This window comes from Rhizobium sp. ERR 1071 (genome assembly GCF_007828675.1).
GTDB lineage: Bacteria > Pseudomonadota > Alphaproteobacteria > Rhizobiales > Rhizobiaceae > Rhizobium > Rhizobium dioscoreae.
Genome location: NZ_VITM01000002.1, coordinates 875,079 through 901,754 on the forward strand (window position 1 = coordinate 875,079; position 26,676 = coordinate 901,754).

The 26,676-nt window shown below is 59.1% G+C and carries 27 protein-coding genes and 1 tRNA gene; 17 read left to right on the forward strand and 11 right to left on the reverse strand.

The genetic code is table 11. The features are described from left to right. Positions 1-13: 13 nt before the first annotated feature. The 5 genes from FBZ99_RS09555 to FBZ99_RS09575 form a co-directional block, all read right to left on the reverse strand. On the reverse strand, positions 14-1,240 hold the full coding sequence (locus tag FBZ99_RS09555; protein WP_113354509.1) for an MFS transporter: 1,227 nt from the start codon (positions 1,238-1,240) through the stop codon (positions 14-16). A 53-nt stretch (positions 1,241-1,293) separates the two neighbouring features. Beyond that, on the reverse strand, positions 1,294-1,911 hold the full coding sequence (locus FBZ99_RS09560) for a TetR/AcrR family transcriptional regulator (RefSeq protein WP_113354510.1): 618 nt from the start codon (positions 1,909-1,911) through the stop codon (positions 1,294-1,296). 88 nt (positions 1,912-1,999) lie between these two features. Further along, on the reverse strand, positions 2,000-2,506 hold the full coding sequence (locus FBZ99_RS09565; protein WP_145632654.1) for a GNAT family N-acetyltransferase: 507 nt from the start codon (positions 2,504-2,506) through the stop codon (positions 2,000-2,002). Between the two features lie 87 nt (positions 2,507-2,593). After that, complete coding sequence (locus tag FBZ99_RS09570) at positions 2,594-3,523, reverse strand: bifunctional helix-turn-helix transcriptional regulator/GNAT family N-acetyltransferase (protein WP_145632656.1); 930 nt, start codon at positions 3,521-3,523, stop codon at positions 2,594-2,596. Positions 3,524-3,594: 71 nt separating this feature from the next. Then, positions 3,595-4,314 (reverse strand): aspartate/glutamate racemase family protein, encoded by a 720-nt coding sequence (locus FBZ99_RS09575; protein ID WP_145632659.1) that lies wholly within the window; start codon positions 4,312-4,314, stop codon positions 3,595-3,597. 162 nt (positions 4,315-4,476) lie between these two features. On the opposite strand from FBZ99_RS09575, the gene FBZ99_RS09580 reads away from it, so the two are divergent. Continuing rightward, positions 4,477-4,941 (forward strand): Lrp/AsnC family transcriptional regulator, encoded by a 465-nt coding sequence (locus FBZ99_RS09580; protein WP_112721097.1) that lies wholly within the window; start codon positions 4,477-4,479, stop codon positions 4,939-4,941. Between the two features lie 109 nt (positions 4,942-5,050). Further along, positions 5,051-6,313, forward strand: a complete 1,263-nt coding sequence (locus tag FBZ99_RS09585; RefSeq protein ID WP_113354514.1) for an NAD(P)/FAD-dependent oxidoreductase — start codon at positions 5,051-5,053, stop codon at positions 6,311-6,313. A 39-nt stretch (positions 6,314-6,352) separates the two neighbouring features. Here the strand turns inward: FBZ99_RS09585 and FBZ99_RS09590 are convergent, their stop codons facing one another. Next, positions 6,353-7,396: an NAD(P)-dependent alcohol dehydrogenase gene (locus FBZ99_RS09590; RefSeq protein ID WP_145632662.1), complete on the reverse strand. Its 1,044-nt coding sequence runs from the start codon at positions 7,394-7,396 to the stop codon at positions 6,353-6,355. A gap of 198 nt (positions 7,397-7,594) precedes the next feature. On the opposite strand from FBZ99_RS09590, the gene FBZ99_RS09595 reads away from it, so the two are divergent. The 3 genes from FBZ99_RS09595 to ilvC all read left to right on the forward strand — a co-directional run bounded on the left by FBZ99_RS09595 (position 7,595) and on the right by ilvC (position 10,418). Beyond that, complete coding sequence (locus tag FBZ99_RS09595; RefSeq protein WP_145632666.1) at positions 7,595-8,506, forward strand: AraC family transcriptional regulator; 912 nt, start codon at positions 7,595-7,597, stop codon at positions 8,504-8,506. A 199-nt stretch (positions 8,507-8,705) separates the two neighbouring features. Further along, the gene (locus FBZ99_RS09600) at positions 8,706-9,356 is read left to right on the forward strand and encodes a TetR/AcrR family transcriptional regulator C-terminal domain-containing protein (protein ID WP_069612824.1); all 651 of its coding nucleotides are present in this window, start codon (positions 8,706-8,708) and stop codon (positions 9,354-9,356) included. Positions 9,357-9,398: 42 nt separating this feature from the next. Further along, positions 9,399-10,418, forward strand: coding sequence for a ketol-acid reductoisomerase (gene ilvC / locus FBZ99_RS09605; RefSeq protein WP_069612460.1), 1,020 nt, complete (start codon positions 9,399-9,401; stop codon positions 10,416-10,418). Positions 10,419-10,467: 49 nt separating this feature from the next. Here ilvC and FBZ99_RS09610 read toward each other — a convergent pair whose 3' ends face one another. The 3 genes from FBZ99_RS09610 to FBZ99_RS09620 are packed head-to-tail and all read right to left on the reverse strand — an operon-like array spanning position 10,468 to position 11,698. Further along, positions 10,468-11,055: a class I SAM-dependent methyltransferase gene (locus tag FBZ99_RS09610; protein ID WP_145632668.1), complete on the reverse strand. Its 588-nt coding sequence runs from the start codon at positions 11,053-11,055 to the stop codon at positions 10,468-10,470. Positions 11,056-11,111: 56 nt separating this feature from the next. After that, positions 11,112-11,489 carry a type II toxin-antitoxin system VapC family toxin gene (locus FBZ99_RS09615; protein WP_145632671.1) on the reverse strand — a complete coding sequence of 126 codons (378 nt, stop codon included), beginning with the start codon at positions 11,487-11,489 and terminating at the stop codon, positions 11,112-11,114. Then, a complete protein-coding gene (locus FBZ99_RS09620) occupies positions 11,489-11,698 on the reverse strand; it encodes an AbrB/MazE/SpoVT family DNA-binding domain-containing protein (protein WP_145632674.1) in 210 nt (69 codons plus the stop codon). Before FBZ99_RS09620 ends, FBZ99_RS09615 begins: the two co-directional genes overlap by 1 nt. A gap of 219 nt (positions 11,699-11,917) precedes the next feature. Between FBZ99_RS09620 and FBZ99_RS09625 the strand changes: the two genes are divergently transcribed. Further along, positions 11,918-13,147: an aminotransferase-like domain-containing protein gene (locus FBZ99_RS09625; RefSeq protein WP_145632677.1), complete on the forward strand. Its 1,230-nt coding sequence runs from the start codon at positions 11,918-11,920 to the stop codon at positions 13,145-13,147. Positions 13,148-13,163: 16 nt separating this feature from the next. On the opposite strand, the gene FBZ99_RS09630 is transcribed toward FBZ99_RS09625, so the two are convergent. Then, positions 13,164-14,222, reverse strand: a complete 1,059-nt coding sequence (locus tag FBZ99_RS09630) for an aldo/keto reductase (protein ID WP_145632680.1) — start codon at positions 14,220-14,222, stop codon at positions 13,164-13,166. Between the two features lie 172 nt (positions 14,223-14,394). Here FBZ99_RS09630 and FBZ99_RS09635 point away from each other — a divergent pair, with 172 nt between their 5' ends. The 8 genes from FBZ99_RS09635 (at position 14,395) to FBZ99_RS09670 (ending at position 22,262) form a co-directional block, all read left to right on the forward strand. Next, positions 14,395-15,375, forward strand: a complete 981-nt coding sequence (locus FBZ99_RS09635; protein ID WP_145632687.1) for an ABC transporter substrate-binding protein — start codon at positions 14,395-14,397, stop codon at positions 15,373-15,375. Positions 15,376-15,392: 17 nt separating this feature from the next. Then, positions 15,393-17,087 (forward strand): ABC transporter permease, encoded by a 1,695-nt coding sequence (locus tag FBZ99_RS09640; RefSeq protein ID WP_145632690.1) that lies wholly within the window; start codon positions 15,393-15,395, stop codon positions 17,085-17,087. Continuing rightward, on the forward strand, positions 17,075-18,106 hold the full coding sequence (locus FBZ99_RS09645) for an ABC transporter ATP-binding protein (protein ID WP_145632693.1): 1,032 nt from the start codon (positions 17,075-17,077) through the stop codon (positions 18,104-18,106). Before FBZ99_RS09640 ends, FBZ99_RS09645 begins: the two co-directional genes overlap by 13 nt. Positions 18,107-18,183: 77 nt before the next feature. Then, entirely contained in the window at positions 18,184-19,179 is a 996-nt protein-coding gene (locus FBZ99_RS09650) for an isopenicillin N synthase family dioxygenase (RefSeq protein ID WP_113332990.1), read from the forward strand. Between the two features lie 48 nt (positions 19,180-19,227). After that, entirely contained in the window at positions 19,228-20,343 is a 1,116-nt protein-coding gene (locus FBZ99_RS09655) for an endonuclease/exonuclease/phosphatase family protein (RefSeq protein ID WP_145632696.1), read from the forward strand. Further along, complete coding sequence (locus tag FBZ99_RS09660) at positions 20,340-21,077, forward strand: NUDIX hydrolase (protein ID WP_145632699.1); 738 nt, start codon at positions 20,340-20,342, stop codon at positions 21,075-21,077. The genes FBZ99_RS09655 and FBZ99_RS09660 overlap by 4 nt, the downstream gene beginning before the upstream one ends. A gap of 67 nt (positions 21,078-21,144) precedes the next feature. Next, positions 21,145-22,062 (forward strand): PhzF family phenazine biosynthesis protein, encoded by a 918-nt coding sequence (locus FBZ99_RS09665; RefSeq protein WP_173004625.1) that lies wholly within the window; start codon positions 21,145-21,147, stop codon positions 22,060-22,062. A 124-nt stretch (positions 22,063-22,186) separates the two neighbouring features. Further along, positions 22,187-22,262 (forward strand) — tRNA-Lys (locus FBZ99_RS09670). A 65-nt stretch (positions 22,263-22,327) separates the two neighbouring features. Here FBZ99_RS09670 and FBZ99_RS09675 read toward each other — a convergent pair. Next, positions 22,328-22,624 carry a hypothetical protein gene (locus FBZ99_RS09675; RefSeq protein ID WP_145632702.1) on the reverse strand — a complete coding sequence of 99 codons (297 nt, stop codon included), beginning with the start codon at positions 22,622-22,624 and terminating at the stop codon, positions 22,328-22,330. A gap of 593 nt (positions 22,625-23,217) precedes the next feature. Here FBZ99_RS09675 and FBZ99_RS09680 point away from each other — a divergent pair. The 3 genes from FBZ99_RS09680 (at position 23,218) to FBZ99_RS09690 (ending at position 26,667) form a co-directional block, all read left to right on the forward strand. Next, positions 23,218-24,000, forward strand: a complete 783-nt coding sequence (locus tag FBZ99_RS09680) for an aminoglycoside adenylyltransferase family protein (protein WP_145632844.1) — start codon at positions 23,218-23,220, stop codon at positions 23,998-24,000. 532 nt (positions 24,001-24,532) lie between these two features. Continuing rightward, positions 24,533-25,993, forward strand: a complete 1,461-nt coding sequence (locus FBZ99_RS09685; protein WP_113354528.1) for an FAD/NAD(P)-binding protein — start codon at positions 24,533-24,535, stop codon at positions 25,991-25,993. Between the two features lie 206 nt (positions 25,994-26,199). Next, positions 26,200-26,667, forward strand: coding sequence for an RrF2 family transcriptional regulator (locus tag FBZ99_RS09690; RefSeq protein ID WP_069613185.1), 468 nt, complete (start codon positions 26,200-26,202; stop codon positions 26,665-26,667). The last annotated feature ends 9 nt before the right edge of the window (positions 26,668-26,676 follow it).

The following is a 26,676-nucleotide window of genomic DNA, read 5'->3' on the forward strand; positions in this document are numbered from 1 at the left end:
GGACGCAAAGCCGCTACGCACTTTTCCTGGAATTGCTTTCGGTCAGGAAGGCAAGCAGCGCAATGACCGGGAAGGCGACACCGATCCAGGAGGCTAGGTTCCAGCCGCCGGTCGCATAGGCCCAGCCGCCAAGCGCCGAGCCGAGGGCGCCGCCGGCGAAGAAGGTCGCCATGTAGAGGCCGTTGAGGCGGCTGCGATGTTCGGCGCTGAGCGCAAAAATGGCGCGTTGGCCGAGCACGAGGTTCGTCTGGACGCCGAAGTCCAGCATGATCCCTGACAGCGTCAAGGTGATGAGTGCCAGCAACGAGCCGCTGCCGGAAAAATGGCCGATCAGGAAGGCGACGATGGCGATCGTCAGAGCGAAGGCGGTGGCAAGCTTCGTCCAGCCGCGATCGGCAACACGTCCGGCAATCGGCGAGGCGACTGCCCCCGCCGCGCCGGCAAGCGCGAAAAGGGCGATACCATTTTGCGTCAGACCGAAGGCCGGGCTCGCCAGCAAGAGCGGTGTCGTCGTCCAGAACAGGCTGAAGGCGCCGAACATGCAGGCCTGGTACAGCGCACGACGCTGCAGGACCGGTGTGCGAAGCGCGAGGTGGCCCATGGAGGACAGCAGCTGCCCATAATGCAGCCTCGTATGGGGCACGCGGGTCGGCAGAACAAGGCGCAGGATGACGATCAGGCCGACCATGACGCCGGCCGAGATGATATAAACGGCGTGCCAGGAGAGAAGCTCAGACAGGAAGCTCGCAGCCGGGCGGGCGAGCATGATGCCGACGAGCAGGCCGCTCATGACATTGCCGACCACAGCGCCGCGGCTGGCGTCCGGCGCCATATGCGCGGCGAAAGGGACAAGGACCTGCACCGCGACGGAAGCCAGGCCGATGCAGAGCGAGGCGAGCAGGAACAGCGACGGCGAGGAGGCAAAAGCTGCGCCTATGAGCGCGATAGCAGATAGCGCTACCAGCGTCAGTACCAGTTTCCGGTTCTCAAGAAGGTCGCCGAGTGGGACGATCAGCAACAAGCCGAGGCCGTAGCCGATCTGCGTCAGGGTGACGATAAGGCCGGTCGCCGCCGGGCTGAAGCCGAGCGACTGGCTGATGGGACCGGCGAGCGGCTGACCATAATAGAGATTGGCGGCTACCAACCCACAGGCGGCGGCGAACATGAATGTGAGAAGCGGCGAAATGGTCTTTTCGGGGAGCGGCGTGCTCTCCCGTCGGGCAGCGGCAGTTGCGGGCATGTTTCGTCCTCGATGCGGGCAGGGAAGCGTGTTCCCCGAAATTTCGATGGAAATCAGTTCAGCAGTTTCATGGCCGTTTCGGCGACGGCGAGCATATGTTCGGCCTTGCGGCCGGTCTTGCCAATCACGCGCATACCCTTGGTCAGGGCAAGCAGAGCGCAAGCGGTACTTTCGGGATCGACATGCTTCGGTATGGAGCCATCCTCATGTCCGAGGCGGATCAGATTGAGGATGCGCCTTTCGTCGAAATCGAAGGCGACGCCGACACGACCGGCGACTTCTTCGTCGAAAAGGGCGAGTTCTGTCGCACTTCCAACCACGAGGCAGCCGCGGCGGCCGATCTCGCCGCACGAGGCCTCCGCGAAGAACCTCACCAAAGTCCGCAGCTTTTCATGAGCATTCGGCGCCTCGGCAAGCGCGTCGTCGATAAGCTGCTGACGGACTTGGCGATACCTGTTGAATGCGGCGAGGAAGACGCCGCGCTTGTCGCCGAAAGCCTTGTAGACGCTGCCTGCGGTCAGCCCCATGGCTTCGGTCAATTCGCTGATCGAGGCTGCATAATAGCCGCGCTCGGAAAAGACGCGCAGTGCTTCATCGAGCGCGGAATCCATGTCGAATTCACGCGGGCGTCCACGAAGCTTCGGTGCAGTATCGAGAGTGTCTATCGTCATGCCACTCTTTTAGGAAATGATCGTTTCCAAATCAAGCGATTTTTTGCGACGCAGCAAGACATTGCGAGAATGGCGGTGGCTGGTTTCGTTATTCGTGGAAAAACGCCATATGGATCGCGTCTTTATAACGTCCGTCTATGCGGACGGAATTGCGTGCGAGGCCCTCGCGGACGAAGCCGACTTTTTCGTAGAGCGCGATGGCTCTGTCATTGTCCGCATGGACGCTGAGTTCGATGCATTCTATTTCTGCATCACGCGCGGCGCGCAGCGTTGCCTCTAACAATCGACGCCCCAATCCCCGGCCGCGATAAGCGGGGATGATGCCCATACCGAGCCTGCCAGCGTGGGCGTGGGAAGGAAAGCCATGGCGGCTGATGTCGCACCAGCCGACCACTTTCCCATCGGCTAAGGCGACGAATTGCGGATTGCCCTTTTCGATCATACCAAGCACGAAAATGCGCGTTTCTTCCAAGGGAAAGGCTTCGAGCAGCGACAGATATTCCCGCTCGCGCGCGACCGTATCAAGCGCCTTGTGAAAGCCTTCGATATGATCGGCTGATATGGGCAGTATCCAGATTTCGCTACTTGCGGTCATCACTTGTATCTCAATGCAAATCAGGGAAGCATCGAAGATAAGGGCGAAGCCACAGTGTGTCTATCCGCGCAGACGGTCAGCGATGTCTTACAGATCGAGCACCCAAGTCTGGCCGTTCAATTCCGGGCCGAACATCCGATGCCGTTCCTCCGCCACAAGCCTGAAGCCCGCCTTGATGTAGATCGCCCGCGCCGTGTCGAGGATATCATTGGTCCAGAGCGAGAGTGTTCTGTAGCCGGCGTCGCGCGAGAAGCGGATGCACTCGTCGACCAGTATCTTACCGAGACCGAGGCCGCGTGCGGTCTTGTCGACATAGAGCAGCCGAAGCTTCGCCATGTCGTCACCGCCATCGGTAATCATGACGGAGCCCACGTTCAGGCCGCTTCGCTCGGCAATCCAGCATCGGTCCTTCTGCGGATTGAAATTGGACAGGAATTTACCGGCGACTTCGGCCACCAATCCCTCGAAGCGGTCGTCCCAGCCGAATTCTTCGGTGTAAAAATGTGCTTGGCTTTGTACGATCCAGCCGATGTCCCCCGCTCGATGGTTGCGGATGATGGTGGGGGGCGCTGCGGTTCGATCAGGGCCCAGCGTGTCCTGGATCGTCCGCATTGCCGCCACGATACGCTCTGGTTCTCCGATCGCGAGCTTTTCGAAATATCCGGCGATCTGCGCGCGTGAGCGGCGGACGAATTCCTCGAATTGCGCCTGTCCCTTATCGGTGACCTTTATGACCTGGCTGCGCGCATCGGTCGGATCGGGCGTCGTCTCGACCAACCCATCCTCGCGGAAGCGCTTGACGATACGGCTGAGATAGGCGGGGTCGAGATGGAGATCGCGCGTCAGCGCCGAGGCGGCGACGCCGCCGCGGAAGCCGACTTCGAATAGCACGCGCACATCCGTGAGGGTATAGGGGCTGTCGAGATAGGCCTTGTTCAGGACGCCGAGAAAATTCGTGTAGGAGCGGTTGAAGTCGCGAACGGCATCGATGGTCGCGAATTCGGCAGCAGGACTCATGGCATCGTCTCCTCAGATACAGGAGACGATGTTGGCTATTTATTGGACTCAGTCAAGTAAATTGATTGGACTCAGGCCGCGCAGCTGCTGCGAGCTTTTTCATTCGCGAGAGCAAAATCCACAGCCGCTTCCGCATGGATCGTCGTCGTATCGAAGCCCGGCAGGATCAGCGCCTTCGGATCGAGGATGAGGCAGATCTCGGTGCAGCCGAGAATAACGCTGTCGGCGCCTTCGGCCTTGGCGCGTTCGATGATGGCGTTCAGCTTCCGGCGCGACTCGTCCTTGATGATGCCGGCGCAGAGTTCGTTGAAGATAATATCGTGCGTGACGGTGCGATCCTCGGAACCGGGGACCATGATGGAGACGCCGTTTTCAGCCATGCGCTCGGCATAGAAGCCATGTTCCATCGTGTAGCGCGTGGCGAGCAGTAGCGGCTTCACGCGGCCTGCTGTCTTCAAGGCGGCGGCAGTCTCATCGATGATATGGATGAGCGGCGCGGAAACGCGTTCGGCAACCTGAGGTGCGATCAGGTGCATGGTGTTGGTGCAGATGAGCACGCATTCGGCACCGGCCGACTGCAGGCGCTGCGCGGCATCGGCGAGCCGGTTGGCGGCATCGTTCCAGCGCCCCGCCTTCTGTAGCGCGACGATTTCTTCGAAATTGACGGAGTACATCACCAGTTCGGCGGAGGAGAGGCCGCCGAGGCGCTCGCGGACCATTTCGTTGATCAGGCGATAATAAACTGCAGAACTCTCGAAACTCATACCGCCGATCAGGCCAATGGTGCGCATAATGCTGTTCTCCGCTCGTGGATGTTGAATGGAGGAATAGTGCGGTGATTCATCCGCCGTATGTTTGCGTTTTTTGAAGCTTATCAGGATCTCTCTGCAAAAGTTTGCGCATTTTTCGATTTATGTGCAAAATAACGGCGCATACATAGGGAATTACCGCACATGCTGGACGAACGTGACCGAAAGATTCTCGAATTTCTGCAGGCGGATGCCGGCATCTCCGTCACCGAACTTGCCGATCGTGTGGCCTTATCGGTCTCGGCCTGCTCGCGGCGCATACAGCGGCTCGAGGAGAGCGGGCATATAGCCCGGCGCATCGTTGTGCTCGACCGCGAAAAAATGGGGGTGCCGACTACGGTCTATGCGATGATCAAGACGGCGCATCACGCCGACGAGTGGATCGAATCCTTCCGCAGGGTTATCGGTGACATCCCCGAAATCGTCGAGGCGCATCGGCTTACCGGCAATTATGATTATATCCTGAAGATCGTATTGCCGCGTGTCGAGCATTACGATGTCATCTACAAGCAGCTCGTGCGTAAGGTCGAGCTCTTCGACGTCTCCGCATCGATCTCGATGGAGGAACTTAAAAGCGGCGCCTCCGTTCCTGTCGGGTATGCGCAATAGGCGCCTTGCCGTATCGTAGCCGTGCAGAGGTGCCATGCATAAAAGACGGTTGCTGCATATCCTTCTCAACCCTACGTTTTTGAGCAGCTTAGTCGCGAGGTGTTGCCATATGCAGGATCATCATGTTGTTGTGGTCGGAGGTGGTTTTGGCGGGGTACAGCTCGCCAACGATCTGAAGGGTGCCCCCGTCCGCATCACGATGATCGATCGGCGCAATCATCACCTCTTTCAGCCACTCCTCTATCAGGTTGCGACCACTCTGCTTGCGACTTCCGAGATCGCCTGGCCGATCCGCAACTTTTTCCGCGATCGGCCTGAAGTGACGACGCTGCTTGCCGAGGTCGTCGGCGTCGATAGCGCGGCGCATGAGGTGCTCCTGAAGAATGGCCAAAAGGTCCATTACGACACGCTGGTGCTGGCAACCGGCGCTACTCATGCCTATTTCGGCCATGACGAGTGGGAGCCGGTGGCGCCGGGATTGAAGACGCTGGAGGATGCGACCACCATCCGCCGGCGCCTGTTGCTGGCCTTCGAGCAGGCGGAAATGGAAAGCGACCCAGCTGCCCGCGAGGCGCTCTTGACCTTCGTGATCGTCGGCGCGGGTCCTACCGGCGTCGAGCTCGCCGGCATCATCTCCGAGCTGGCAAGGACGACACTGCCGAAGGAGTTCCGCAATATCGATACCCGCAAGGCGAAGATCATCCTTGTCGAGGCCGGCCCACGGGTGTTGCCGGCTTTTGCGCAAGAGCTCTCCGACTATGCGCACAAGGAACTGGAACTGCTGGGTGTCGATGTTCGCTTCGGCAGACCCGTCACCTCATGCACCGCGGAGGGCGTGACGATCGGCGATGCATTCGTGCCATGCCGCACCATCGTCTGGGCGGCGGGCGTCGAGGCATCGCCGGCGGCAAAATGGCTTGGCATTCCAGCCGATCGTGCCGGCCGAGCCATTGTCGATAAGGATCTGAGGGCGCCAGGCAAAGACGATGTTTTCGTCATCGGCGATACGGCAGCCGTCATGCGGGACGATGGCAGTCCGGTGCCCGGGATCGCTCCAGCTGCAAAACAGCAGGGCTCTTACGTTGCCAAGGTGATCAAGGCGAAGCTTGCGGGCCGACCAGCGCCGGGGCCATTTCACTATCGCCATCAAGGCAGCCTGGCGACGATCGGTAAAAGTGCCGCGATCATCGATTTCGGCTGGATCAAGCTTAAGGGCTGGCTCGCCTGGTGGGTCTGGGGCCTCGCCCATATCTATTTCCTGATCGGCGTTCGCTGGCGCATCGCGGTCGCCTGGAGCTGGCTGTGGATCTATATCAGCCGGCAGCACAGTGCCCGGCTGATCACGCAGCGGGAAAGCATGCGCGAAGAATAAGGGAGGGCGGCGTCCGGATCGGACGCCGCCCTTTTCGGCTTATGCCAGCGAGGCGATGTCGATCACGAAGCGATAGCGGACATCGCTCTTCAGCACGCGCTCGTAAGCTTCGTTGATGTCCTGGATGCTGATCTTCTCGATTTCCGAAACGATATTGTGCTCGCCGCAGAAGTCGAGCATTTCCTGAGTTTCCTTGATCGAGCCGATCATGGAGCCGGAAAGGCTGCGGCGGCCCGGAATGAGCGAGAAGGCATGAACCGGAACGGCATGTTCGGGAACGCCGAGCAACACCATGCTGCCGTCATACTTCAACAGGTTGAGATATGCGTTCCAGTCGATGGCGGTTCCAACCGTATTGAGGATAAGGTCGAAGCTGCCGGCGAGCTTGGTGAAGGTCTCGGCATCGCTGGTCGCATAATAATGGTCGGCGCCGAGCTTGAGGCCATCTTCCTTCTTCGACAGCGTCTGGCTCAAGACGGTCACATCGGCGCCCATGGCGTGCGCCAGCTTGACGCCCATATGGCCGAGGCCGCCCATGCCGACGATAGCGACCTTCTTGCCCGGTCCGGCTTTCCAGTGGCGCAGCGGCGAATAGAGCGTAATGCCGGCGCAAAGCAGCGGAGCACCTGCGTCGAGCGGAATGTTGTCGGGGAAGGAGAGGACATAGCCTTCCTTGACGACGATCGAGTCGGAATAGCCGCCGTAAGTCGGTGTCTCGCCGTCCGCTTCGACGTCGTTGTAGGTCTGAACGAGGCCCGGCATGTAATGCTCGTAGTCCGGGTCGCGCGTGGCGCAGGTCGTGCAGGAATCGACGAAGCAGCCGACGCCGACGCGATCGCCGACCTTGAACTTCGAAACCTTGGAGCCGACGGCGGTCACGATGCCGGCGACTTCATGGCCGGGAACCATCGGATATTTCGAGAAACCCCATTCGTTGCGGGCCTGGTGGATGTCGGAGTGGCAGACACCGCAATATTGAACGGAGATGACGACGTCGTCCTCGTTCGGATCGCGGCGTTCGAAGGTGAAGGGGGTGAGCGGTTTGGACGCGTCGGTCGCGGCATAACCCTTTGCGATAGGCATGGGGAGTTCCTTGATTTTGGAGAGGGTGGGAGTGGAATTGAGATGCTGGACTATGCACCGAGATCGGGCATCGGCGTTAGAGCGATCCTGCAAGCTTTATGTACGATCCTGCGAATCTAAATGCGCGGTGCATTTTTCGCGATCGAACGGTGTTACCTAGATAGGTATCGATATCTGCTCGAAAACAGTTGGTTGCGCATGACATTGCCTTTCAATCCCAATCAGGAACTCGCATCGATCGTTGCACGTTTCGCTCCGGGGGACGGCGAACACCGCACGCCGATAGGCAGTCTTAATCTCTATCGGCAGTCGGCCGCGACCGTGTGGCAGCATGGGGCTTACCGGCCCTGTTTTGCAATCGTGGTCCAGGGACGCAAGCATCTGACAATCGGCGCCGAGACCTACAGTTACGGAGTCGGCGAGTATATTTTGACTGCGCTCGACCTGCCTGTATCGACGCAGGTCACCAATGTCGGCAGCGATACGCCTTATCTTTGCTTCGGCATGGCGCTCGACAGCGAACGCTTGAAGGAGCTGCTGTCGCGCGTCAGCATTCCGCGTCAGGCACTGACTGCCGAGCCTGTGCGCGGAATTGCGGTCAATGCCGCCTCGCCGGAACTGCTCGATGCCTCGCTGCGCCTGCTTCGATTGCTTGATCGGCCCGAAGATATTCCGGCCATGGCGCCTTTGATCGAGCAGGAAATCCTCTATCGCCTGCTGATCGGCCCGAACGGACCTCGTTTGCTGCAGATAGCCATGGCAGAAAGCCAGACCAACCGAGTGGCGCGTGCCGTCGCGTGGCTCCGCAACAACTATACACAGCCGTTGCGCATCGAAGAGCTCGCCGAGCGTGTCGGCATGAGCGTTTCCTCGCTGCATCACCATTTCAAGACCGTTACGGCCCTCTCGCCGATGCAGTATCAAAAGCAGCTTCGGCTGCATGAGGCGCGGCGGCTGATGATCGTCGAACAGCTCGACGTCGGATCGGCCGGCCACCGCGTCGGCTATCAGAGTCCCTCGCAGTTCAGCCGGGAATATAGCCGCCTTTACGGCCTGCCGCCGCTGAAGGATGTCGAGGCCATGCGCAATAGCGTTGTCGCGGCCGAGTAGGTGATGTTTCCGACCAATCATTTGCGTCAAGTTCTCTTGATCGACTGGCCGGCTCGTGGCAACCGCTACCGTTTAGCAACCTGACAAGCACTCTCTTTTTAACGCAGTGCAGCAACGAATTCCGCTTGACGATTGCATCGGTGTCCTGCATAAAGCGCCACGAACCGTACCGTACGGTACGCATTTGGGAGTGGCCATCGTGCTGAGCGAAGTAGGACAGTCGAGCGAGTTTTCGCCGCGCCAGAACGCGGTTCTGGAACAGGCGCTGCGTCTGCTCGTCGACGGCGGCGAGAAGGCGCTGACGACCTCGGGTGTCGCGCGCGCCGCCAATTGCTCCAAGGAAAGTTTGTATAAGTGGTTTGGTGACCGCGACGGCCTGCTGTCTGCGATGATCACCTACCAGGCCAGCAAGGTTCGCACCTTCGAGCGCAATGGCGAACGGCTGAATACGGCAAGCCTGCATGACCATCTCGTCATTTTCGCCCGCGATCTGCTCGAGGTTCTGGCCGGGGACGTTTCACTTGCGTTGAACCGTCTGGCGATCGGCCAGTCGAACCGCGATGGCTCGAAGCTCGGCAAGCTGCTCCTGGAGCGCGGACGCCGGCAGATCGACCGCCGCGCCATCGGTCTCATCGATGCCGGCAAGCGGGCAGGGCTGCTACGCTTTACCGATGCAGACGAGGCATATCATACGCTTTATGGGCTCATCGTCTCCGATTTGCATGTGCGCATGCTGCTCGGTGAGCCCGGTTTGAAGGATACGAGCCGTCAGGCTGAGAAAGCGGTCACCGCTTTCCTCCGGCTTTACGGCACGGAAAAGGTATTGGCGGAAGCGGCAGCGACCGTCTGAGACTTAGAAGTTTACCCAGACAAGCAAAGGGAAGGACAAACAATGCGCGTCTATTACGATCGTGATGCCGATCTCAACCTCATCAAGTCGAAGAAGGTCGCCGTCATCGGCTACGGTTCTCAGGGCCGCGCGCACGCGCTGAACCTGAAGGACAGCGGCGCACAGAACGTTGTGATCGCGCTCAAGGCCGGTTCCCCGACCGTCAAGAAGGCCGAAGCCGACGGCTTCAAGGTCATGACCGTTGCCGAAGCTGCCGCCTGGGCCGACCTGATGATGATGGCGACCCCGGACGAGCTGCAGGCCGACATCTACAAGTCCGAAATCGCTCCGAACATCCGTGACGGCGCTGCGATCGCTTTCGCCCACGGTCTCAACGTTCACTTCGGCCTCATCGAGCCGAAGGCTTCGGTCGACGTCGTCATGATCGCTCCGAAGGGCCCGGGCCACACGGTTCGCGGCGAATACCAGAAGGGCGGCGGCGTTCCCTGCCTCGTTGCCGTTCACCAGAACGCTTCCGGCAACGCCCTTGAACTCGCTCTCTCCTACGCCTGCGGCGTCGGTGGCGGCCGTTCGGGCATCATCGAAACCAACTTCCGCGAAGAGTGCGAAACCGACCTCTTCGGCGAACAGGTCGTTCTCTGCGGCGGTCTCGTCGAGCTCATCCGCGCCGGCTTTGAAACGCTTGTTGAGGCCGGTTACGCTCCGGAAATGGCCTATTTCGAGTGCCTGCACGAAGTGAAGCTGATCGTCGACCTGATCTATGAAGGCGGCATCGCCAACATGAACTATTCGATCTCGAACACGGCCGAGTGGGGCGAATACGTCACCGGTCCGCGCATCATCACCGAAGAAACCAAGGCTGAGATGAAGCGCGTCCTCAAGGACATTCAGACCGGCAAGTTCACCTCCGAGTGGATGCAGGAATACCGTTCGGGCGCTGCCCGCTTCAAGGGTATCCGCCGCAACAACGACAGCCACCAGATCGAAGAAGTCGGCGCCAAGCTGCGCGGCATGATGCCCTGGATCGGCAAGAACAAGCTGGTCGACAAGAGCGTCAACTAAGCTTTCGGCGAGAGCCGCATAGGAGGCCGGGGCGTAAGCTCCGGCCTTTCTATTTATGGGCCGCGACGTAAAGCCATCTTGTCGGCTCGCCGTCGAAACCGCCTCCGTCGGCTTCGGTCATGATGATGTTCTTCCATCCTCCGGCGCTCAACATAGCCTCAAGCCATCCGGGGGAAGGATAGTTGTAATAGCGTCCGAACTTGTCATGCCCATCCGCTTCTCCTGCCTTGAAGCTGGCGTGGAAGATGCCGCCCGATTTCAAGGCACACAAAATGCGATCGAAGATATCCGGCAGGGCAGATCGCGGAACATGCAGGAGGCTGGCCTCCGCCCATATGCCGTCGAAGATTTCGGTGGCATCCAAGTCTTCGAAACGCATGACTCGAACGGGCTTGCCAAGACGCTTTTCCGCTTCCCTGGCAAGCTCTGCTGAACCGTCCGTGGGCGTAACGTCGAAGCCGCGCGAGAGCATATAGGCGGCATCCTGACCAGCGCCGCAACCCAGTTCGAGAATGGCTGCGCCCGTCGGCAGGGCGGCCAGAAAGGCATCCAGCCTCTGGCGCGGCAGCCTGCGTTCACGCGCCGCGTAGACGGCGGCGTTGTCGGTATAGAAGGACGATGTCGGATCGGTGCTCATGCCTGGTTGGTGCCTTTTTCGAGATGTATCGCGTTTAAGCGGAAAAGGACAAATATCTATTGTGCTTTGCCAAAATAGACCACGCGATCCAGGTCCTTGAAATGGGCGTCCAGCGTCAGAATGTCGGCGTCGTGCAGTTCGGCCGTGGCGTAGATGATTGCGTCGGCGAGTGCGAGTTTGTGTTTCGCCGAGACTTCGGCAGCGCGACGGGCGAGGGCGGTATCGAGGGGAGCTATGATGCAGGTGGCGGTATAGGCGAAAAAGGAATCGACTGCGTCCTCGCCGCGCTCGCGCTCCAGCCATTTGGCGAGTTCGAGCTGGACGATGGTGGGGACGATGCATTCGGTTCGCGCAGGTATTTCGCCCTGGAGCCGATCTGCAGCCGGACCTTGGGTTAGCCATTCGATCCACGCCGAGCTATCAACGACGCGCATTAGAACCGGTCTTTCCGGTCGCGGTAATTGCCGGGGTTGGCACCCTTCGCCATGCCCTTAAGGTCGGCAAGTTCGGGTACGGGGATAAGCAGCACGCCCTTGCCCTTGGGAATGAAGATGAACTCCTGACCCGCAGTCCAGTGCTGCTGGTCGCGAACTTCTTTCGGGATCGATATCTGAAATTTCGTGGAGAGGGTTGCTGTGGCCATTCTTACGTTTTTCCGATCGATGGATTGAGCGTAAGAATAGCACCTAGAGAGAGAAATGTGTAGGTCATTTCAGACGCGATCTAGCATCGATGACCGGCAAGGCTGCGATCGTTTCGAGAGTTGTTTGTCACCGTCACAAACAAAATAGGTCAGCATTATTGACTTATCTTTTGTTGCGTGATCTTGTGTCAGAAAGACCAAAAATTGCGAGGAAGCCCCATGTTGAATTGGGAAAATATATTTGCGACGCGTTCGAGCCGTATGCGTGCCTCCGAAATCCGCGAGCTGCTGAAACTCTTGGAGCGGCCGGATATCATCTCTTTCGCAGGCGGCATTCCCGATCCGGCCTTGTTTCCGGACGCCGAATTCAAGCAGGCCTATGCCGATATCTTTTCCGGCTCGACTGTCAATGCAGCGCTGCAGTATTCGGTCAGCGAGGGCTACAAACCGCTGCGCGAATGGCTTGTCGGCCAGATGGGCGCACTCGGTATTCCCTGCGAGCTCGAAAACGTCTTCATCGTTTCCGGCTCGCAGCAGGGTCTCGATTATCTCGGCAAGCTCTTCCTGTCGCCGAAGGATACGGCGCTGGTGACAGCGCCGACCTATCTCGGCGCGCTGCAGGCCTTCAATGCCTATGAGCCGACCTACGACCAGCTGACGCCGAATGGCAATCGCACGCCGGATTCCTATCGCGCCGCGGCTTCACAGGCCGGCGGCAGGGTGAAATTTGCCTATCTCTCGGCCGATTTTGCCAACCCGACGGGTGAGACGGTCGATCTCTCCGGTCGCGAGAAGCTGCTCGGCCTTGCCGAAGAGCTCGATATCGCCGTCATCGAAGACGCTGCGTATCAGTCGCTGCGCTATGACGGCGAGCCGGTTGCGCCCATCCTGGCCCTGGAAATCGCGCGCAAGGGCAGCATCAACGACACGCGCACGATCTATTGCGGCAGCTTCTCGAAGACGCTGGCGCCGGGCCTTCGCGTCGGCTTCATCGTCGCCAACGCGCCCGTCATCCGCAAGCTGGTGCTGATGAAGCAGGCGGCAGACCTTCATTCATCGACCATCAACCAGATCGCCATCCACCAGGTCGCCGAGCGTGGGTTCGAAGCGCAGGTCGCCAAGATTCGCAAGGCCTATAGCCATCGCCGCGACTGCATGTTGGCCGCGCTTGCGAAATACATGCCTGATGGTACGAGCTGGACGAAGCCGCAAGGCGGCATGTTCGTCTGGATCACCCTGCCGAAGGGTATGGACGGCGCCAAGCTGCTTGCACGGTCTCTCGAAACGGCGAAGGTCGCCTTCGTGCCCGGTCAGGCCTTCTTTGCCGACGGTAGCGGCGCGAATACCTTCCGCGTCAGCTTCTCCTGCGCCAATGACGAGATGATCGAAGAGGGCATCTCGCGGCTCGGTAAGCTGATTGCCGGTGAGATCGGAGCGATGGCGGCCTAGCCGCCATTGCAGTTTTTTACTTGGCCAGATGCGGGCCGATCAGAGCCAGATCGGCCTCGCTCAGCCGATCGCTGGCGGTATTGCGCTGGTGCCAATAGGGATACATCAGCGGCTGCAGGCTGACGTCGTCGAGCCGCTTGCGCTCCTCGTCCGTCAGCTTCAGCTCGGCGCTGGCAAGATTATCCTTGAACTGCGCCTTGGTGCGGCCGCCGATGATGACCGAGGTCACGCCCTTGCGACCGATGAGCCAGGCAAGCGCCACCTGGGCCGCCGACACGCCGCGACTGTCGGCGATCTCGACAAGCGTATCAACGATATTCCACAGGCGGTTTTCATCGCGGATCGGTGGTTCCGTCCAGCCGGCGAACTGGCGCGTACCCTCGGGCGTCGCCTGATTGCGGCGATGCTTGCCTGAGAGTAGGCCGCCGGCAATCGGGCTCCAGACGAGAATGCCGAGACCCTGGTCGATACTGATGGGCACCAGCTCGTTTTCCGCGTCGCGTGCTTCGAGCGTGTAATGGATCTGCTGGCTGACGAAGCGTTCGCGCTTGTTGCGCTCGCTGACGCCGAGTGCCTTCATGATGTGCCAGCCGGAAAAGTTCGAGCAGCCGATGTAGCGGACCTTCCCCTGGCGAACCAGAGTGTCGAGCGCCTCCATCGTCTCTTCCAGCGGCGTCTGTCCGTCCCACTCATGCAGCTGGTAGAGATCGATCACATCGGTCTTCATGCGCCTCAGGCTTGCCTCGCAAGCCTGGATAAGATGCTGGCGGGATGAGCCGACATCGTTGACGCCCGGCCCCATTGGGAAGCGCGCCTTGGTGGCGATGAGCACGCCGTTTTTGCGCGGGCCGCCGATGATCTCGCCGAGAATTTCTTCCGATGCGCCTTGCGAGTAGACGTCGGCCGTATCGAGCAGATTGACGCCGGCATCCACACACATGTCGACGAGCTTCTTTGCTTCCTTGACGCCAAGATCGCCAACGGTTTTTGCCCAGCCGACTCCACCGAACGTCATGGTGCCCATGGTGATGGTGGAAACTTTAAGGCCGGAGCGGCCAAGCAGGCGATATTCCATAGATCTATCCTCCTCGATCCCGTCTGAAATACGTGCCTCAGCAAATAGCGCCGGAGTGCCGCGGTCAAGATTCAATCATCATACGAACGGCAATCTATTCAAATTCAACTGTCACAATCATGTTAAGCCCTGCGTCTAGACAACCTCCTAGAACCTAGTTGAGGACGTTTTCATGAAGACCTTTGTTTCCGCCTTTGCCGGCCTGTTGGCCATTGCCCTTTTCTCCGGCAGCGCCAATGCCGCCGATCTCGTCCTCTATACCAGCCAGCCGAATGCCGATGCGCAGACGACGGTTGATGGCTTCATGGCCGCCAATCCCGGCATCAAGGTCGATTGGGTACGCGACGGCACGCCGCAGATCATCGCCAAACTGCAGGCCGAAATGCAGGCCGGCGCTCCGGTTGCCGATGTCCTGCTGATCGCCGATACGGTGACCCTGGAGCGCCTGAAGGAAGCCGGCAAACTGCTCGCCTACAAGTCACCGGAAGCCAAGAACTACGATGCCTCGCTCTATGACGCCGATGGTTATTACTACTCCACCAAGCTGATCACGACCGGCATCGTCTACAACACGGCGGCCGCAATGAAGCCGGCAAGCTGGCAGGATCTGGTGAAGCCCGAAGCAAAAGGCTTGGTCGCCATGCCGAGCCCGCTTGCCTCGGGCGCCGCTCTCATCCACGCACAGACGCTTGCCGGCGTCAGCAGCCTCGGTTGGGATTACTACAAGAACCTGGCCGACAACGGTGCGATCGCCTCGGGCGGCAATGGTGCCGTGCTCAAGTCGGTTGCTTCTGGCGAGAAGGCCTATGGCATGATTGTCGACTACATGCCGATCCGTGAAAAGGCCAAGGGCGCTCCGCTGGAGTTCGTTTTCCCGAAGGAAGGCGTTTCGGCCGTCACCGAGCCGGTCGGCATTCTTGCCAGCACGCAGCACGCCGATGCGGCCAAGAAGTTTGTCGATTACGTCCTCTCCGAAAAAGGCCAGGAAGGCTTCTTGAAGCTTGGGTATATTCCGGCCCGCAATGGCACGCCGCTGCCGGAAGGTTTTCCGGCACGTGACAGCATCAAGGTTTTGCCGTTGAATGCAGCCGATGCTCTCAAGAACACGGATCAGGACCTGAAGACCTTCTCCACCTACTTCAAGTCGAAGTAATCCGGCCCGGATCTGGAATGTACTCATATGTGCGTCGAGGAAACAGCCAGCCGGCCTGGCTGTTTCCTTTTGTTGTTGCCGTCGTGCTTTTGCTCAGCGTCCTGCCGCTGGCGCGGCTGGCGTTCGTCGGCATCGAGGCGCTGCTCAAAGGCGACACCTATGAACTCGTCACCGATCCCTCGCTCTGGCGCTCGGCCTGGTACACGATAGAAACAGCTGTGCTCGGCACCGTCGTTTCCGTCTTGCTCGGCTGCCTCTTCGCATTCCTGCTGACATTGACAGATTTGTCAGGCAGGAGATTGCTCGGTTTCCTCTTCGTGCTGCCGATGATGATCCCGCCGCAGGTGACGGCGCTCGCCTGGGTACAGATGTCAGGACCGTCGAGTCCCTTGCTGAAAGCGCTGCATATCGCGCCGCCGCTCGGCTCGCCGCAGCCGCTCTATTCCGTTGGCGGTATTGCGCTTCTCTACGGCGTCCAGCATGCGCCGCTCGTCTATCTCGCGTTGCGCGCTGGCCTGATGGCGCTGCCGCGTGATGGTGTCGAGGCCGCGAGGCTTTCTGGCGCGTCCGGCCTGCGTGTCTTTCGTGATATAATCCTGCCCTTGTCTCTGCCCGGTGTCATTGCAGGCGCCGCGATCGCCTTCGTCTCGTCTATCGGCAATTTCGGCATTCCCGCGATCCTCGGCATTCCCGCGTCGATCTACACTCTGTCGACGCTGATCTTCACCAAGTTTTCCAATTTCGGGCCGCGTACATTCGGCGATATCGCGGTGCTGTCGACGATGATCGCGGTCATCGCCGTTGCCGGCCTTGCGGTACAGGGCAGGGCCTTGAAGGGCCGTGACTATCGCGTCATCGGCATTTCCGGCGCGACGGCCACCTTTTCGCTCGGTCGCTGGCGCTTTCTGGCGCTACCGGTGCTTTACGCCGTCCTGTTCGTCATGCTTGTCGCGCCCTTCCTGGCGCTGGTTGCCGGCGCGCTGGTGCCGGCCTATGGCGTGCCTTTGACCTTCAAGACGGCATCGCTGAACGCCTTCACCGAAATACTGTTTCGGCAGAGCATAACGCGCACAGCCTTTTCCAATTCGCTGTTTCTAGCTGGCATGACAGCTTTTGGTCTCCTGCTGGTGACAGTGCTCGCGGCCTATGCGCTGACGCGGCGCAAGGATGCGCTCAGCCGCATCGTTGGCGGCATGATCGAGATCCCCTATGCGCTTCCCGGCATCATCATCGCGGTCTGCTTCATCCTGGTGTTTGCCGCCCCTTTGCCGGTCCTCGATGTCACGCTGTACGGCACGATCTGGATCATTCTGCTTGCCTATTTCTCCGCCTATTTCGCCGTTAGCCTGAAGCCGGTCATGAGTGCCTTCCTGCAACTCGATCCGGCATTGGAGGAGGCGGCGCGTCTTTCCGGGGCTGGCTTCTTCCGCCGACTTATGGATATCATCGTGCCACTGATTGCGCCGGCGGCGGGCGCGTCGGTGATCCTGGTCTTCCTTATCGCCTGCAACGAACTCACTGTTTCGGCGCTCTTGTGGTCCGCCGGCACACAGACGCTCGGCGTCGTCATTTACAATCTCGACGATGGCGGCAGTGCCGACCTTGCCTCGGCCATGTCGGTTATCGTCATCGCCATGGTCGTCATCATGATGGTGCTTCTGGAAATCATGGCCAAGCGCCTGCCGAAGGGAGTGGTGCCTTGGCGAAGCTGATCCTCAATCATGTCAGCAAGGATTTCGGCACGGGCGGGCGCTCTGCCGTCAACGCCTTGTCGCTCGATGTGCGTGAAGGCGGCTTCCTGGCGCTGCTTGGCCCCTCGGGCTGCGGCAAGACGACCGTACTCAGAATGATCGCCGGTTTCGAACAGCCAACGGATGGCTCCATTCATCTCGGAGAGCGGCTGCTGGCGGATGCTGCAAATATGTTGCCGCCGGAGCGGCGCAACATGGCGATGGTGTTTCAATCCTATGCGCTCTGGCCGCATATGAACGTATCAGACAATGTCGGTTATCCGCTGAAGGTGCGCGGCATTTCCGGCGAGCGTTACCGAGAGAAGGTGCGCGAGGCCTTGGCGACCGTGCGGCTTGACGATTATGCCGAGCGCCGGCCAGCCGATCTCTCCGGTGGTCAGAGGCAGCGCGTGGCGCTTGCTCGCTGCCTAGTGACATCGCCCGATGTCGTGCTGCTCGACGAGCCTCTTGCCAATCTCGATCGCCATCTAAAGAAGGAGATGGAGGAGACGTTTCGCGAGTTTCACCAGCGCTCAGGTGCCACCATGGTTTATGTCACGCACGACCAGAGCGAAGCGATGGCGCTTGCGACCGATGTCGCCGTCATGTCCGAAGGGCGGCTCCTGCAGGTGGCGCCGCCGGCGGAGATCTATGCTCGCCCTGAAGGGAAACTGGTCGGCGGCTTGGTCGGGCAGGGCGCCATCCTGTCGCTTGCTTTTCCCGATGGCGGTCCGCGCCGCATCGACTGGCCGTCCTTCCTAGGCCTGTGGGAAAATCGGATAGGCGGCTCGGCCAGCGCGGATATTCTCGTGCGGCCTGAAGACGTGGTTGTCGACGGGGAGGGCATTTCATGCCGCGTCGATTCCGTTCTCTATGAGGGCGAGCGCTATGCGCTGAGATTGTCTATGCCGGATGGACAGGTACTGCGTGCCTATAGCCGCGATGCCGTCATCGCTGGCGACGACTACCGGGTCGCCATCCGCTCGGCCTGGCGGCTTTGATCGGGCAAGGGACAAGATGGTTGTTCCCTGTCGCCTCCTATGCTTGATTTGCTCCACGTCACGAAGGGGAGTCGCGCATGTCCGATCATAGCTTTCCGATTTTCGACCTCGGCGCTTTCGAAAAAGCCGGTCACGACGAGAAAAAGCGGCTCGGCGCGGAGGTGGATCGGATATGCCGCTCGACCGGCTTTCTGGCAATTGCCAACCACGGCGTTGCGGATGGTGTCATCACCGAGGTTTGGAAGAAAACGCAGACCTTCTTCGATCTGCCACCCGAGGTGAAGCAGAGGGCGAAAACGCTCTATCCCGGTTATCCCTACGGCTATCTCGGGCCGGGAACGGAGGCGCTGGCAAAATCGCGTAATGTCGACACGCCGCCGGATCTGAAGGAAAGCTTCAATGGCGGCCCGCTTTCCATTCCCGCAGGCATGAGCGATCCGGAAGCGCTCGGCTTCTGCTATGCCGCCACCATCTGGCCGGAGGCGCCAGAAGGGTTCGTGGAGGCTTGGAAGGCTTATTATCGGGCGATGGAGGATCTGGCGGCGCGCATCATGCGCGTGTTCGCGACGGCGCTCGGCCTCGATGAGCACTTCTTCGATCCTCACGTCGATGCGCCGATCAGTGCGCTAAGGGCGCTGAATTATCCCGAGCAGCATGTGCCACCGCAGCCGGGCCAGCTTCGCGCCGGCGCGCATACCGATTACGGCAGCCTGACGATCCTCCTGCCGCAACCCGGCTCGAAAGGGCTCGAGATCATCGCTCCTGATGGCAACTGGACGCCGGTGCCGCCGGTGGAGGGTGCTTTCGTCATCAACATCGGCGACCTGATGGCGCTCTGGACCAACGATCGCTGGGTCTCGACCGTGCATCGCGTCGTCAATCCGCCGCCGGAGGAGGGCGGCATGCAGCGGCGGCAATCCCTTGCCTTCTTTCATCAGCCGAACTGGTTTGCCGAGATCGCCTGCCTGCCGTCATGCCTCAAGGAAGGCGAGGAGCCGAAATATGCGCCTGTTCTGTCCGGACCGTATCTGATGGGTAAGTTCAAATCGACTGTAACAGCCAAAGCTGGATGATGTGAGTATAATAAGCCGGCTCATATTCTTCTTAAATCGGAATGCTTCATGTCCCTGCGCCTTGCGACCTTCAATGTCGAAAACCTTCTGACCCGTTTTGACTACACTGGTTTTCGCAATCAGTTGCGCCAGGATCGCGTGTTGCAGCTCTTCGATGTTCGCAATGAAGAGGTCTATCAGCAGCTGGAGGCAGCCCGGGTGGTTGCCGCCACCGATGACACAAGGCAGATGACGGCGCTTGCGATCGCGGATGCTGATGCCGACATCATCTGCCTGCAGGAGGTCGACAACATGGCGGCGCTGCAGGCTTTCGAATATGGTTATCTCTACCGCATGGTCGGCAACGGCTATCGTCAGAAATTCCTGATCGAAGGCAACGACAGTCGCGGCATCGATGTTGCCGTCATGATGCGCGAGGAGACGCGCGACGGCCAGCCGATCGTCCTGAATGATATCAAGAGTCACGCCATGGTGACCTATGGCAATTTCGGCCTTTTCAACGACGAGCTTGCGGAGCTCGGCCTTCATTCGGAGGACAAGATCTTCAAGCGCGATTGCCTGGAGCTGCATCTCCATATCGGTGGCGTACCGTTCTCGCTCTACGTCATCCATTTGAAATCGATGGGACCGGCGCGTGAAGGCCTGGATGGACGTCATGCGACCATGCCGATCCGCCGGGCGGAGACCATGGCGGTTCGCCGCATCATCGAAGATCGTTTCGGGGTCGGCAACACGGCGACGAAGAATTTCGCCATCTGCGGCGATATGAACGACTATCAGGAATGGGTTGATGTCATCGGCACGCGCCGCACCGGCTATCGCTTCGAACCGCGCGGCGAGGAGAAGGGGAGCGCACTCGATGTCTTCAGCCATGATGGTTTCGCCGAAAACGTCATGCAGCGGCGCGACGAACTTGACCGCTGGACGCTTTACCACGCCCGCGGACCACAGGAGCAGCGCCTTTGCCAGCTCGATTATATCTGGCTCTCTCCGGCTCTGGCGCGGGCCAATGCGACGCGCATGCCCGATATCATCCGTTCGGGCCAGCCTTTCCGTACGATTTTTCCACCGGGGCAGGAGGTGGAGCGCTATCCGCGCGTCGGCTGGGACAGGCCGAAGGCCTCCGACCATTGCCCCGTCGTCATGACATTGGATTTGATATGACCCTCTCAGAACAGAAGGACATGGCCGGCTGGCCGCCGGAAAGCACCGTGTTCCCCGTCTCCAGCATCGACCTTACGGTGTTTCGCGGCGAACATCCGTTTCACATGCACGCGCAAGAGGCGGCGCGGGAAAATTGGGCAAGGGAAATTGCCGCCAATCCATCACTCTATGACGGTCGCATGATCTTGCAGCACAGGCTGTCGCTTACAGGCGGTGCAGTGAAGGGGGAGGCCTATGTAGCACCCTTCTCGACATTTCTCTTTTGGCGAAAGCAGCGGCAGCCGGGAGCGTTTCACCTTTTTGCCTTTCCCGTCATCGTATCGTCGGATGGAGCGATCATCGCGATACGCATGGCCGCCCATACCGCAAATCCCGGTCAGGTCTATTGTGCCTCCGGATCGATGGATGAGAACGATATCGTCGACGGGCGTGCCGATGTCGAAGGCAATATGCGGCGCGAGGTGTTGGAGGAGACTGGTCTCGATCTAAATGATGCCGCGCCGGTATCCGGATATCACGCAATGCATATAAGGCGTTCGATCACGCTTCTTCGAGTCTTCCGTTTTCCATGGACGGCCGAGGACATGCTTCGGCGGATCGAGGCGCATATGCTCGTTTCCGAAGAGGACGAGGTCGATGGCGTGGTCGCTATTCGATCGGCCGACCCAACGGCGCATCCCTACAATATTGCGATGCTTCCTATTCTCGCCTGGTTCTTTGGCAGCGACAAATAGCTTGGGCTTGCACTGGAGTCGCTTGCAGTTATGAATATTCAAGTCTGGAAGCATGATGGAGGCCGGATTGGCGCGCAGCTACAGTGTCTATGATGTGTTCACCGACAGCAAACTGGCGGGCAATCCACTCGCGATCATCTTCGATGCCGAAGGGTTGAGCGACGAGGCGATGCAGGCGATCGCCAGGGAAATGAACCTTTCAGAGACCGTATTCGTGCTACCGCCGCAAAATCCCGCCCATACGGCAAACCTGCGGATATTCACGCCTGGTCGCGAACTGCCTTTTGCCGGGCATCCGACCGTCGGCACGGCGATCGCCTTGGCGGAGAAGGCCCATGCCAATCATGGCGGAGATCTCGATCTCGTTTCCGTTCTCGACGAGCGCGTCGGGCCGGTGCGCTGCGCCATCAAGCTGCGACAGAACAAGGCGAGCTTTGCAGAGTTCGACCTGCCGAAAAAGTCGCAAGAGATCCTGCTGCCGCTCGACAGGGCCGATATCGCCAATGCACTCAGCCTGAAGATCACCGAAATCGGCTTCGAGAATCATGTGCCCTCGATCTGGAGTGCCGGAGTACCGTTTCTTCTGGTGCCGGTTCACGACGTCGGCGCGGCGGAAAGGCTGGAATTCGATCAGCAGCTCTGGGAAAAGACGGTGCCGTTCGTCGACGGCGCGCTTGCCTCGGCTTTCATCTATTGTCGCGGCGGCGTCAATCACGTTGCCAAATTCCATGCGCGCATGTTCCCCGTGGGAATGGGTATCGTCGAGGACCCTGCGACAGGTGCTGCGGTGGCGGCGCTATCCGGTGCGATCAATCAGTTCGACGCCCTGCCGGATGGACATCATCCGGTCATCATAGAGCAGGGCATCGAGATGGGGCGGCCGTCGCTGATTCATCTTCACCTCGACATCGATGGCGGCCTGATCGCCAATGCACGTATCGGCGGCCAGGCGGTGCGTGTTGCATCAGGAATTCTTGAGCTTTGATTTTATTGAGTTTTCGGCGGCCTCTGAAATTTTTTTGACAAAAAAACAAAGAAAATTCGTCTGGCCGCTGGACAATCAAACCGATCCTATTTATATGCCCGGTCACGCCGCCAGCAAGCGGTACGGGTGATTAGCTCAGTTGGTAGAGCAGCTGACTCTTAATCAGCGGGTCGTAGGTTCGAGCCCTACATCACCCACCAAAAACTCCTTGAAATCGTTAGGCAATTTGCAGCGCGTTAGGGTTTTCGGCTGTTGAGGCCGTCGGTCAATCGGAGAGCCTGCCCAGCAGAAGGCCGGTAAATAGACCGAGTAGCGCCGTCACGATCAGGACCGAGCCCGTGGCTGTCGGATTTTCCCTTGCGGCCTGCACCACGTTCCGGCCCTCGGAGCGGGCATGGTCCGCGATGCTTGCAACTTTTCCCCTTGTCGAAGAAAGAGCCTCGTCGGCGCGATCCGAGGCGCTGTCGATGCGCCTTGCCAATTCGGTGGAGAGCTTATCGATCTGGCCGCGAAGCTCGTTGATCTGAGTGTTGATATCCTTGTCCAGCGAGACGTCGGCCATGATGTTCTCCTTGATAGGGGGAAGTGCCCTTAGGAACGAACGGAGGCTTGCTTTGGTTCCCGTCCGCCATGGATTGATGTCTGGATGCTGGAGTCTGTTAAACGGGAATGGAATTGATGATCCGCTGCCGGAAGAGAAGGCTCGGTTCAGCGCAGATGCAACAGAAATGCCGCTGGCGCGGTTAGCGACATCGTGAAGAGAAATAGGGACAGCCCATATTTCAACCTTCTCATGCGGCGTGTCTTTATGCCCTCCCAATCGTAACTCATAAGTATATCCTCTTTGCTTCATGTCTTATCGACGTCGAGAAATATCCCAGGAATTGTTTGCGCGAAGCTTGCGGAACATTTTTCTTAGATCGATGAATAGACGTGTCGGATTATACAATCCAGCGCTGCATATTTTCTTTGATTTTTGTAAGTATAATCAAGAAATCTCACTCTCAAAGCAACCGGACTTTGATCCGGCTCTTTTGGGATGTCTTGTTAGATCCATGCACTTTGGTTTGACGATTACGAAGATGAAGAGCTTGAGTTGGGCTGTAAAAGCGGCTCTTCGATCGCTATATCCGGATGATCGCGATCGGAGATTGCATGCGGACTGCAACATCGGAAATTCCGGCAGAAGCCCGAGCGGCTTTGGCAATTGCCAAGGAAGTTTTCGGCGATCACCTTCAAGCCGTCTATCTGCACGGATCGGCGGTCGCAGGTGGACTGCGTCCGCAAAGCGATGTGGATGTTTTGGCAATCATCGATCTCCCGATGACCGATTCCATGCGCAAACGCCTGCTTGCTCGTCTTCTGGCGACTTCGGGTCGTCACCCAGTCCGGCCCGGTGCTTCACGCTGCATCGAGCTCATGGTGTTTCTGAAGGATCATCTTTCCGCACCACTTTTTCCGGCATGTAGTGAGTTTGTCTATGGTGAATGGTTGCGCGACGACTTCGAGGCCGGCGGAATCCCTGAGCCTCTTTGTGATCCGGACATCACGCTCGTCCTGGCTCAGGCGCGGCAGCAGGCCCTAACGCTATTTGGCCCGGCCCTTGATGATCTTCTTGTTGAAATTCCGCCTGGAGATATAGGGGGCGCTATACGGGAGGCGCTGCCGGCCTTGCTTGCCAATCTATATGGAGACGAGCGGAATGTTCTGCTGACACTGGCCCGTATGTGGAGAACGGCGGCGACTGGGGAATTCGTCAGCAAGGACCTCGCCGCCGAATGGGTCATGCCGCGCCTGTCTGAACACGTAGCCCGGACGACCATGCAGCTCGCTCGCGATGCCTATTTGGGGGAAATACAGGATGATTGGAGGTTTCGACGGGGAGAGGCTCGCCACGCGGCGACCTGTCTGCATCGGCAGACCCTGTCGCTGCTATAGGCGGCTGCCCCTATGAGCCGACCACGTCGGATTGATGGCTTTGCCAGCTGGTTCAGCTGCGCGCTTTAAGCCACATCAGACATGTTCGCCTGACGGCAATGGCGATCGCTTTCGACCGTATGCGGTCAGTGCTTCTTATGAACGCCTTCCATGACGCTAAATACAAAGATCGCGGCCAGAATGAGCATCAACGTATAGTCGAACGCGGTGAGCAGACGAAGTAGTTCCATGATGTTTCTCCTCCCACAGAGAACACGAACCAGAACAACCGCGAGTATGTTCCTCGAACGGGTGTATGCCAAGTTTTTTACATCTTGCGATGCAAAAACAATGTTGTGCGGGGCACAAATAACCGTTTGTTTGCAAAGGCATATCAGCACTGTATTGACTGCCGTTGGTTGCAGAGAGGGCAGGCACGCGCTGCAATCGTATTGTCAACAAATTTTATAGAGTATATCACTACCTCACTGATAATTGCCGTTGCCGGCGGATGTAGAATTCGTGTGGCGATCGATCTGGAGGAAGTTGGCTATTGACCATCGGCTCGGACCACCAGGCGCCTGATTTGCCTGTTATCGTCATAGTTGGCGGCGGCGTTTCCGGGACGGCGGTTGCCTTCCATTTGCTACAGAATCAGTCGGGGCGGGGCTGTCAGCTTTTTATATTCGAGCCAAGGGAGCGTTTGGGGGCAGGGCTTGCCTACGACACGCAAGATCCTGCCCACCGCATCAATGTGCCGGCAGCGAAAATGAGCCTGTTGCCCGACGACATCGAGCATTTTCAGCGCTGGCTGCTGGAGAATGACGCACTTGCCAATGATGATGCGGCGGTCGCCGTGAATGGCGGTTTTTTTCCGCGACGCTCCGTTTTTGGAAACTATATCAATAGCATGATCCGTCCTTTCGTCGAGAATGGGCGGCTCCTCCATGTCAGGCAAAGTGTCAAGCGTATTCAAAGGACGGGCAACCGCTGGACGGTCACCGGTACTGATGGACAGCGCGTGGATGCTGACATTCTCGTCATCGCCACCAGTCATCCGTCGCCCTTGCCGCCGCAAGTGCTGCAGGATGCGCTTGCCGATCACCCGCGCTTCATTCCCGATCCGACACGACCGGATGCGCTTGCGGCCATTCGCTCCGAGGATCGCGTTCTGATCGTCGGCAATGGTTTGACCTCGGCCGACGTCATTGCCTCGCTCGGGCTCAGAGGCCATAAGGGGCCGATTACTGCCATATCCCGACGCGGCCTGCGCTCGCGCGGCCATGCGGCAGTCAGGCAGGAGCCATTCGGCGATTTCGCCACTCAGCCGTCGAAGACGGCAGTCGAGCTGCTGCGCAACGTACGTACCGCCATCCGCAAGGCGCAGGACGAAGGCCGCAGCTGGCATGCTGTCATCGACCAGGTGAGGGCGCAAGGCCGGCATGTCTGGCACGCGCTGCCGATCGCGGAACGGCGACGTCTCGTCCGGCATTTGAGGCCATTCTGGGATGTGCATCGGTTTCGCGTTGCGCCGCAGGTGGAGGCTGTCAGTGAAGGGGCGCTTGCAAGCGGCCGGCTGGAAATACTGGCGGCTTCGGTCGCGGCGGTCGGCGTTGCAGATGACGTGGTCGACTGCACCCTACGCCTCAGCCGTTCGGAGCGATCCGTTGAAAGGCAATTCGATGCGGTCGTGGTCACCACCGGACCAGGGCACCGCGGGATCCTGCAATCGCAGGGCTGGATCGACGAGCTATCGAAGGCCGGATATCTCGCAATGGATCCCGCACGGCTCGGGTTTTCCTGCGATATGCGATCACGGGCGCTTGCCGGCGATGGAACGGTGGTTCCATCCTTGTTTATCTCCGGACCGCTTGCGCGCGGAACCTTCGGCGAATTGATGGGATTGCCCGAGGTGGTCGAGCATGCCGTTCTGGTGGCTGACCAGGTGGCGGGTGCGGTTGCCGACTTCAGGCGTGGGCAAGAGAAGGCATATTTGGACAGTAGCGCCGCCTAAATCCAAGAAAAGCCGCAAATTCGTTGCTTAGGCGATACAATTGCCTAAATTTACTCATATAAACTATACAATTTGTGAGTTACTGTCTTGTTCGTAAGGGGCTGCGGGGTTACTTCCGCAATCTGTGCTGACAGGACCGGCCCGTTGAGTCTCTTTTGAGCCACGCCGGGTTTTCAACAATCGACTTTGCAGTAAAGCGGACGGCGATGCTTACGAAAAAAGGAAAATACGGACTGAAGGCGCTGGTGGATCTCGCACGCCTTGGTCCGGGTGAAACCGCGTTCATCAACGATATCGCGTTACGCAACAATATTCCGAAGAAGTTTCTCGATACCATTCTCCTCGAATTGCGAAATGCCGGCGTGTTGCGTTCGAAGAAAGGCCCAGGCGGCGGTTATTCGCTGTCGCGCCCCGCATCGGAAATCCGCATCGGCCATGTCATTCGTACCCTGGACGGCCCGTTGGCGCCTATCCGTTGCGCCAGCCGTACTGCTTACGAAGCCTGCGACGACTGTTCCGATCCGGAACGCTGTCAGGTTCGGCGCTCGATGACCGAGGTGCGTGACGCGATTGCCGAGATTCTCGACAACATGTCGCTGGAGGAATTCGTTGCCGGTGGCGCTGACGCCGATATCCCGGAACGGGAAAACCACCGGGCCTCACACATCGGCTGACCTTGTCGA

Coding starts and splice junctions, on each gene's coding strand:
- FBZ99_RS09620 (WP_145632674.1), bottom strand. CDS start 11,698: ATGGCCACAGCAACCCTCTCCACGAAATTTCAGATATCGATCCCGAAA.
- FBZ99_RS09690 (WP_069613185.1), top strand. CDS start 26,200: ATGCTTACGAAAAAAGGAAAATACGGACTGAAGGCGCTGGTGGATCTC.
- FBZ99_RS09625 (WP_145632677.1), top strand. CDS start 11,918: ATGTTGAATTGGGAAAATATATTTGCGACGCGTTCGAGCCGTATGCGT.
- FBZ99_RS09630 (WP_145632680.1), bottom strand. CDS start 14,222: ATGGAATATCGCCTGCTTGGCCGCTCCGGCCTTAAAGTTTCCACCATC.
- FBZ99_RS09575 (WP_145632659.1), bottom strand. CDS start 4,314: ATGCGCACCATTGGCCTGATCGGCGGTATGAGTTTCGAGAGTTCTGCA.
- FBZ99_RS09570 (WP_145632656.1), bottom strand. CDS start 3,523: ATGAGTCCTGCTGCCGAATTCGCGACCATCGATGCCGTTCGCGACTTC.
- FBZ99_RS09555 (WP_113354509.1), bottom strand. CDS start 1,240: ATGCCCGCAACTGCCGCTGCCCGACGGGAGAGCACGCCGCTCCCCGAA.
- FBZ99_RS09655 (WP_145632696.1), top strand. CDS start 19,228: ATGTCCCTGCGCCTTGCGACCTTCAATGTCGAAAACCTTCTGACCCGT.
- FBZ99_RS09560 (WP_113354510.1), bottom strand. CDS start 1,911: ATGACGATAGACACTCTCGATACTGCACCGAAGCTTCGTGGACGCCCG.
- FBZ99_RS09590 (WP_145632662.1), bottom strand. CDS start 7,396: ATGCCTATCGCAAAGGGTTATGCCGCGACCGACGCGTCCAAACCGCTC.
- FBZ99_RS09635 (WP_145632687.1), top strand. CDS start 14,395: ATGAAGACCTTTGTTTCCGCCTTTGCCGGCCTGTTGGCCATTGCCCTT.
- FBZ99_RS09615 (WP_145632671.1), bottom strand. CDS start 11,489: ATGCGCGTCGTTGATAGCTCGGCGTGGATCGAATGGCTAACCCAAGGT.
- FBZ99_RS09585 (WP_113354514.1), top strand. CDS start 5,051: ATGCAGGATCATCATGTTGTTGTGGTCGGAGGTGGTTTTGGCGGGGTA.
- FBZ99_RS09675 (WP_145632702.1), bottom strand. CDS start 22,624: ATGGCCGACGTCTCGCTGGACAAGGATATCAACACTCAGATCAACGAG.
- FBZ99_RS09610 (WP_145632668.1), bottom strand. CDS start 11,055: ATGAGCACCGATCCGACATCGTCCTTCTATACCGACAACGCCGCCGTC.
- FBZ99_RS09650 (WP_113332990.1), top strand. CDS start 18,184: ATGTCCGATCATAGCTTTCCGATTTTCGACCTCGGCGCTTTCGAAAAA.
- FBZ99_RS09565 (WP_145632654.1), bottom strand. CDS start 2,506: ATGACCGCAAGTAGCGAAATCTGGATACTGCCCATATCAGCCGATCAT.
- ilvC (WP_069612460.1), top strand. CDS start 9,399: ATGCGCGTCTATTACGATCGTGATGCCGATCTCAACCTCATCAAGTCG.
- FBZ99_RS09660 (WP_145632699.1), top strand. CDS start 20,340: ATGACCCTCTCAGAACAGAAGGACATGGCCGGCTGGCCGCCGGAAAGC.
- FBZ99_RS09580 (WP_112721097.1), top strand. CDS start 4,477: ATGCTGGACGAACGTGACCGAAAGATTCTCGAATTTCTGCAGGCGGAT.
- FBZ99_RS09640 (WP_145632690.1), top strand. CDS start 15,393: ATGTACTCATATGTGCGTCGAGGAAACAGCCAGCCGGCCTGGCTGTTT.
- FBZ99_RS09595 (WP_145632666.1), top strand. CDS start 7,595: ATGACATTGCCTTTCAATCCCAATCAGGAACTCGCATCGATCGTTGCA.
- FBZ99_RS09680 (WP_145632844.1), top strand. CDS start 23,218: ATGCGGACTGCAACATCGGAAATTCCGGCAGAAGCCCGAGCGGCTTTG.